This window comes from Neisseria sp. P0022.S010 (assembly GCF_051956635.1).
This window is the reverse complement of the sequence record NZ_JBQCXF010000189.1, coordinates 1-5442: the sequence shown is the minus strand read 5'-3', so window position 1 is coordinate 5442 and position 5442 is coordinate 1. Positions and strand designations below refer to the sequence as shown.

Genomic DNA, 5442 nt, shown 5'->3' with positions numbered 1-5442 from the left:
GGCAATCGCCTAATTTCAAGTAAGTTCAGGAGTATTACAAATGGCAAGTAAAAAAGCAGGCGGTAGCACCCGCAACGGTCGCGATTCAGAAGCCAAACGCTTGGGCGTTAAAGCCTACGGCAACGAGCTGATTCCGGCAGGCTCTATCATCGTTCGTCAACGTGGTACTAAATTCCACGCAGGTGACAACGTAGGCATGGGCAAAGACCACACTTTGTTTGCTAAAGTCGACGGTTACGTTGAATTCAAAACCAAAGGCGCGCTGAACCGTAAAACCGTCAGCATCCGTCCTTATACCGGTTCTGAAGAATAATCGTTTTACGATTGAAAGCCGCATTCCTTTTCGGAATGCGGTTTTTGTTTATCTGACGGTTTTGTCTGTTTGATAAAATCCGTATGTCGTGAAGCTTGATTTATATTAAGGCCAAAGTAAAAACGTGCTTACAATCGATGGCCTTTGTTTTATTCTATCGACTCTTTCTATATAATCTATCAAATGCCTTTGATTTGCCCTCCTGTAGCTAAACACAGTAAACTTAAGGCCGTCTGAAAAAATCCGTATCAGTTGAATACAAGGAATTCCTCCCATGAGCTTACACAGTGATATTCTCGTCGTCGGCGCAGGCCCTGCCGGATTAAGTTTTGCCGCAGAGTTGGCCGGAAGCGGTTTGAACATAACCCTGATTGAAAGAAGTCCTTTAGAAGTGTTACAAAATCCGCCATATGATGGCCGTGAAATCGCACTGACGCATCTGTCGCGTGAAATCATGCAGCGATTGGGGATGTGGGATTTGATTCCAAAAGACGAAATTTATCCTTTGCGCGATGCTAAAGTGTTGAACGGTCATTCCGATTACCAGCTCCACTTCCCGCAACCGACTCAGGCGCGCGGCGAGCCTGCGGACTGCTTGGGCTATTTGATCTCCAACCACAATATCCGCAAAGCCGCTTATGAAGTCGTGTCCAAATTGGACAACGTCAAAATCCTGACCGGCACCAATGTTAAAGAAGTTAAAACTTCTGACAATGAGGCGCAAGTTATTTTGGAAAGCGGCGAAGTATTGACCGGCCGTCTGTTGTTGGCCGCCGATAGTCGCTTCTCGCAAACGCGCCGTCAATTGGGCATTTCTTCAGATATGCACGATTACAGCCGCACCATGTTTGTGTGCCGCATGAAGCATACTCTGTCCAACCTGCATACTGCATATGAATGCTTCCACTACGGTCGCACCATTGCGTTACTGCCTTTGGAAGAACACTTGACCAATACCGTGATTACGGTGGACAGCGATAAAGCCGAAACGATTAAAAATATGTCGCCGGAAGAGTTGGCAGCCAGCGTGAAAGAGCAACTCAAAGGCCGTTTGGGCGATATGGAATTGGTCAGCACCATTCACAATTATCCTTTGGTCGGCATGATTGCCCAACGTTTCTATGGCAAACGCAGCGCGTTGATCGGCGATGCCGCAGTCGGTATGCATCCGGTTACTGCGCACGGTTTCAACTTGGGTCTGGCAAGTGCCGATCTTTTGGCTAAATTGGTGCTTGAAGCCGAGCAACGCGGTCAGGATATTGGTGCGAAGAGCCTGCTGGAAAAATACAGCACCAAGCATATGTTGCATGCCCATCCGATTTACCACGGCACCAATATGCTGCTGAAACTCTTTACCAATGAAACTGCTCCGGCGAAACTGCTGCGCGGTTTGGTATTGCGTGCAAGTAATAACTTCCCACCGCTGAAAAAACTGATTACCAAACAATTGACTGGTTAATTGTTTAAAACATAAAAGGCCGTCTGAACGATTAAAGTTTCAGACGGCCTTGTTTTTTATCTACTGCTTATTTGGCTAAAACTGATTCGGGCATTTCTTGACGGACGTTTAAGGAAGTCAGCTTTTTGGTCAAGATGCTCAATACGATGCCGTAGGCAGGCAGGAAGAAGAGGGTGCAGATGGCGAGTTTGAACAGATAATCGACAAATGCGATGCCTTGCCAATTTGCCGCCATAAATTCATCGTTGCTCGCATAAAAGGCAACGGCGAAAAACACCAGCGTGTCCAAAGCATTGCCGACAATGGTGGAAGCAGTAGGAGCAACCCACCATGATTTCAGACGGCGTAATCTGTTGAACACGAAAATATCGAGGATTTGTCCAAGCGCATAGGCGGAAAAGCTGGCCAATGCGATACGGCCGACGAAGGTGTTAAATTCAGTTAAAGATGCCCAACCTGTCCAGTTGCCGTTATGAAAGAGGACGGAGAAGACGTAAGAGAGCAGCAGGGCGGGGAACATCACCCAAAAAATAATCTGTCTCGCCAACGGCGCGCCGAAAATGCGCACGGTCAGGTCGGTAGCGAGGAAGATAAAGGGGAAGGAAAATGCGCCCCAAGTGGTAAAGATACCGAAAATTTGAAAGGGGAACTGCACCAGATAGTTGCTGGCGGCAATAATAAAAATATGGAAAAGCACCAGCCAGAAGAGCGCTTTCTTCTGCTGTGCGGCAGTAAATTCGTACATGGGAATCTTTCGGAAGTTTTTCAGACGGCATGAAGCCTTGCAAGATTGTGCAATAGAGAAAGTCTTGCAATGAGAAGGGCGTTAGGCCGTCTGAATAGGATTATTGTGCATCATGCTCAAACAGGCGTTTGCGTGCCAAAGCTTCAAACTCTGTGCCTGCTTTGCCGTAGTTGGCAAACGGGTGAATGGCGATGCCGCCGCGCGGTGTGAATTCGCCGAATACTTCGATGTATTTCGGATCCATCAGGGCGATGAGGTCTTTCATGATGATATTGACGCAGTCTTCATGGAAGTCGCCGTGGTTGCGGAAGCTGAAGAGATAGAGTTTCAGGGATTTGCTTTCCACCATTTTGATATGGGGGATGTAGCGGATGTAGATGGTGGCAAAGTCGGGCTGGCCGGTCATCGGGCAGAGGCTGGTGAACTCGGGGCAGATGAATTTGACGAAATAGTCGTTGTCGGGATGTTTGTTGTCGAACGCTTCCAAAATTTCAGGCGCGTATTCGCTCGGGTATTGGGTTTTCTGGTTGCCCAAAAGGGAGATGCCTTGCAGCTCTTCGTTGTTGCGGAACATGAGGTTTCCTTAGTTTTTTAATGTGGGAGGTTTTCGAACCACGGGGTGCGGATTGTAATATAAATTGCATGGCTTGTGCGGATTTTATAGCGATGAATCAGCAAGATAGGTTTCAGACGGCCTGTTTTGTATTTTATGAAACCTGTTTTCCGCTTTACAATAGCAGCCAATCAACAGGCCGTCTGAAAGTATTTGTATGTCTTTAGCCCAACCCAAACGTATTCTGATCATCAAATTGCGCCATCATAGCGATGTGCTTTTGAGCACGCCGGTGGTCGATGCGCTGAAAACCCGTTTCCCCGATTGCGAAATCGATATGCTGGTGTATGCCGGTACGGGGCAGCTGATTGCCGATAATCCGCAGATTGCGCAGATTTTTACCATTGATCGAAATTGGAAGAAGCTGGGCGTAATCAAGCAGTTGGCGTGTGAGAAAAACCTTTTGTCTAAGCTGAAGGCACGCGATTACGACTGGGCTTTCAACCTGTCCGACCAATGGCGCGCGGCAATAATCGCCAAACTGTGCGCCCGTTGTAGCGTGGGTTTGGACTGCATCAAGCGCGACGGTTTCTGGTGGCGTTTCTGTCATGATTTTATCAACCATGAGCTTGATACCAGTCATCATATCGTTGAAAATCAATTGAATATCCTTGCGCCACTTATCCAGCCGGAAGACGTGGCCGATGCGAAAGTACGCCTTTGGGTGGCACAAGATGCAAGGGAAAGCATGCGGCAGAAATTGCGTGAGCAGGGTTGGAGCGGCGAAGATTATGTGTTGCTGCACCCGGGTGCGCGTTGGCATTTCAAATGTTGGGAAGACGGCAAAAACGCCGCTATCGTACAGCTTCTGCTCAACAGCGGACAGAATGTCGTATTGACTGCTTCTCACAACACTGTCGAGCAATACATGCTTCAGGAAATTATAGGCCGTCTGAATATTCCGGAAGGCAGAAAAGTATATGTGCTGTCCGGATGCTTGAGTCTGCGTGAATTGGCGGCGGCCATTGAGGGCGCCAAGCTGTTTGTCGGTGTCGATTCCGCACCGATGCACATCGCCGCATCTTTGGATAAACCGCAAATCGCTTTGTTTGGCGCGTCATGGGTGGATAAATGGCGTCCGTATTCCGAGCAGGCGGAAGTCATTTATGCCGGCGATTATGCCGAACTGCCCAACCCTGACAGTATCGATACCAACGATCCGACACGTCTGTTGAAAGCGATTCCGTTGCAGGATGTGTGGGATGGAATTTCTGCCAAATTGGAAGCGTTGGAGGCTTAAAACCGCTTACCACGATCCGTTAAACGTTTTAGCTTTGCGCCAAAACGCCCATTTGGAACGGCGGCCGATTTCCAGCGTGCCGCCGTTTTCGCCGCCTGTAGCAATGCACACGGTTTTCAGACGGCCTGAAGCGAGTGCGTCCCATAAAGGCGTAAACCAACGGGTTTCCCAGCTTTCCAAAATATCTTTGTATGCCCAAACATCGCCTGTCTGTAAGGTGGAAACCAAGTCGTCCAAAAAGATAAGGCCGTCTGAAACCGTGTTGCCTGTTTCTTGAATCATTTCAAACCAAGCCTTCAAATCATACGGCGCATCGAGTTTGGGCGTATCCGAAAAACGCGCCCATGCGCTGTCTGAAGCGACGATATCCGCAGACTGTGTACCGTCCACGTCATTCCACAGCCACAAACCGTTGATTTCTGGCAATCCTTGTTGTTCACGCGCTTGGTTAATCGGATGCGTGTGGAGAAACATTTGGATTTCCGTCTGCATGGCCAACCAAGACACCGCATCCTTGCCGTGCGCCTGACCGTCCATTTCCGGCTGCCCGCACACATCCAAAACACATTCTGCGCCCCAATCTTCAATCTTCGGCATACTGAGCAGCCACATACTTTCGCAAAGCGGCTCGAATTGCCAATCTTTAGCTTGATAAAACGCCGACAAATCCGCACATAACCGTTGCGCCTCCTCTTTTTGGATGCCGATAAACTCGCCGCTGATAATGTTGACATGGTGCATGCCCATCTGTTGCCAAACCGGAGAGGCAAAAGCGGCTGTGCGGTTTGGGCTTGTGTGGCGTAAACGTTGCACTTGGGTAATGAGGCTGCCGCTCCACAAATGGCGGCCGTAAAATTCAGATGGCCTGAGTGTTTCTTTGCGTAATATGCCGTAACGCAAAAGACGGTTAAAAGCAGGTAAGGCAAACGCAGGAACGGATTCGTCGGCAAAACGGTTGAGCGAGGGGAGGGCGAGGGTCAGCTTCATAAGCGCAAATAGATAGGAAAACCGTTATTTTACGCGACAAATGATGTGTTTCGGAACCTTGCCTTTACGCCCTGAAAAAGAGCCG

At 48.9% G+C, this 5442-nt stretch carries 6 protein-coding genes and 1 riboswitch; of the genes, 3 read left to right on the top strand and 3 right to left on the bottom strand.

The features are described from left to right. The first annotated feature begins 40 nt into the window (after positions 1 to 40). Together rpmA and ubiM are read left to right on the top strand one after the other, a co-directional pair. Positions 41 to 313, top strand: a complete 273-nt coding sequence (rpmA, locus tag ACTHUT_RS13380; protein WP_002212328.1) for a 50S ribosomal protein L27 — start codon at positions 41 to 43, stop codon at positions 311 to 313. Positions 314 to 587: 274 nt separating this feature from the next. Continuing rightward, on the top strand, positions 588 to 1772 hold the full coding sequence (ubiM, locus tag ACTHUT_RS13375) for a 5-demethoxyubiquinol-8 5-hydroxylase UbiM (protein ID WP_154954191.1): 1185 nt from the start codon (positions 588 to 590) through the stop codon (positions 1770 to 1772). Positions 1773 to 1839: 67 nt separating this feature from the next. On the opposite strand, the gene ACTHUT_RS13370 is transcribed toward ubiM, so the two are convergent. Together ACTHUT_RS13370 and queF are read right to left on the bottom strand one after the other, a co-directional pair. Next, complete coding sequence (locus ACTHUT_RS13370) at positions 1840 to 2517, bottom strand: 7-cyano-7-deazaguanine/7-aminomethyl-7-deazaguanine transporter (protein ID WP_250591904.1); 678 nt, start codon at positions 2515 to 2517, stop codon at positions 1840 to 1842. A 100-nt stretch (positions 2518 to 2617) separates the two neighbouring features. Beyond that, the gene (queF, locus tag ACTHUT_RS13365; RefSeq protein ID WP_250601251.1) at positions 2618 to 3091 is read right to left on the bottom strand and encodes a preQ(1) synthase; all 474 of its coding nucleotides are present in this window, start codon (positions 3089 to 3091) and stop codon (positions 2618 to 2620) included. 3 nt (positions 3092 to 3094) lie between these two features. Beyond that, positions 3095 to 3139: riboswitch (PreQ1 riboswitch) on the bottom strand. Positions 3140 to 3287: 148 nt separating this feature from the next. Here queF and rfaQ point away from each other — a divergent pair. Further along, a complete protein-coding gene (gene rfaQ, locus ACTHUT_RS13360; RefSeq protein ID WP_250601249.1) occupies positions 3288 to 4370 on the top strand; it encodes a putative lipopolysaccharide heptosyltransferase III in 1083 nt (360 codons plus the stop codon). 6 nt (positions 4371 to 4376) lie between these two features. Here the strand turns inward: rfaQ and ACTHUT_RS13355 are convergent, their stop codons facing one another. After that, entirely contained in the window at positions 4377 to 5357 is a 981-nt protein-coding gene (locus ACTHUT_RS13355) for a hypothetical protein (protein WP_250601247.1), read from the bottom strand. Between the last annotated feature and the right edge of the window lie 85 nt (positions 5358 to 5442).

Coding starts and splice junctions, on each gene's coding strand:
- ubiM (WP_154954191.1), top strand. CDS start 588: ATGAGCTTACACAGTGATATTCTCGTCGTCGGCGCAGGCCCTGCCGGA.
- queF (WP_250601251.1), bottom strand. CDS start 3,091: ATGTTCCGCAACAACGAAGAGCTGCAAGGCATCTCCCTTTTGGGCAAC.
- ACTHUT_RS13355 (WP_250601247.1), bottom strand. CDS start 5,357: ATGAAGCTGACCCTCGCCCTCCCCTCGCTCAACCGTTTTGCCGACGAA.
- rfaQ (WP_250601249.1), top strand. CDS start 3,288: ATGTCTTTAGCCCAACCCAAACGTATTCTGATCATCAAATTGCGCCAT.
- ACTHUT_RS13370 (WP_250591904.1), bottom strand. CDS start 2,517: ATGTACGAATTTACTGCCGCACAGCAGAAGAAAGCGCTCTTCTGGCTG.
- rpmA (WP_002212328.1), top strand. CDS start 41: ATGGCAAGTAAAAAAGCAGGCGGTAGCACCCGCAACGGTCGCGATTCA.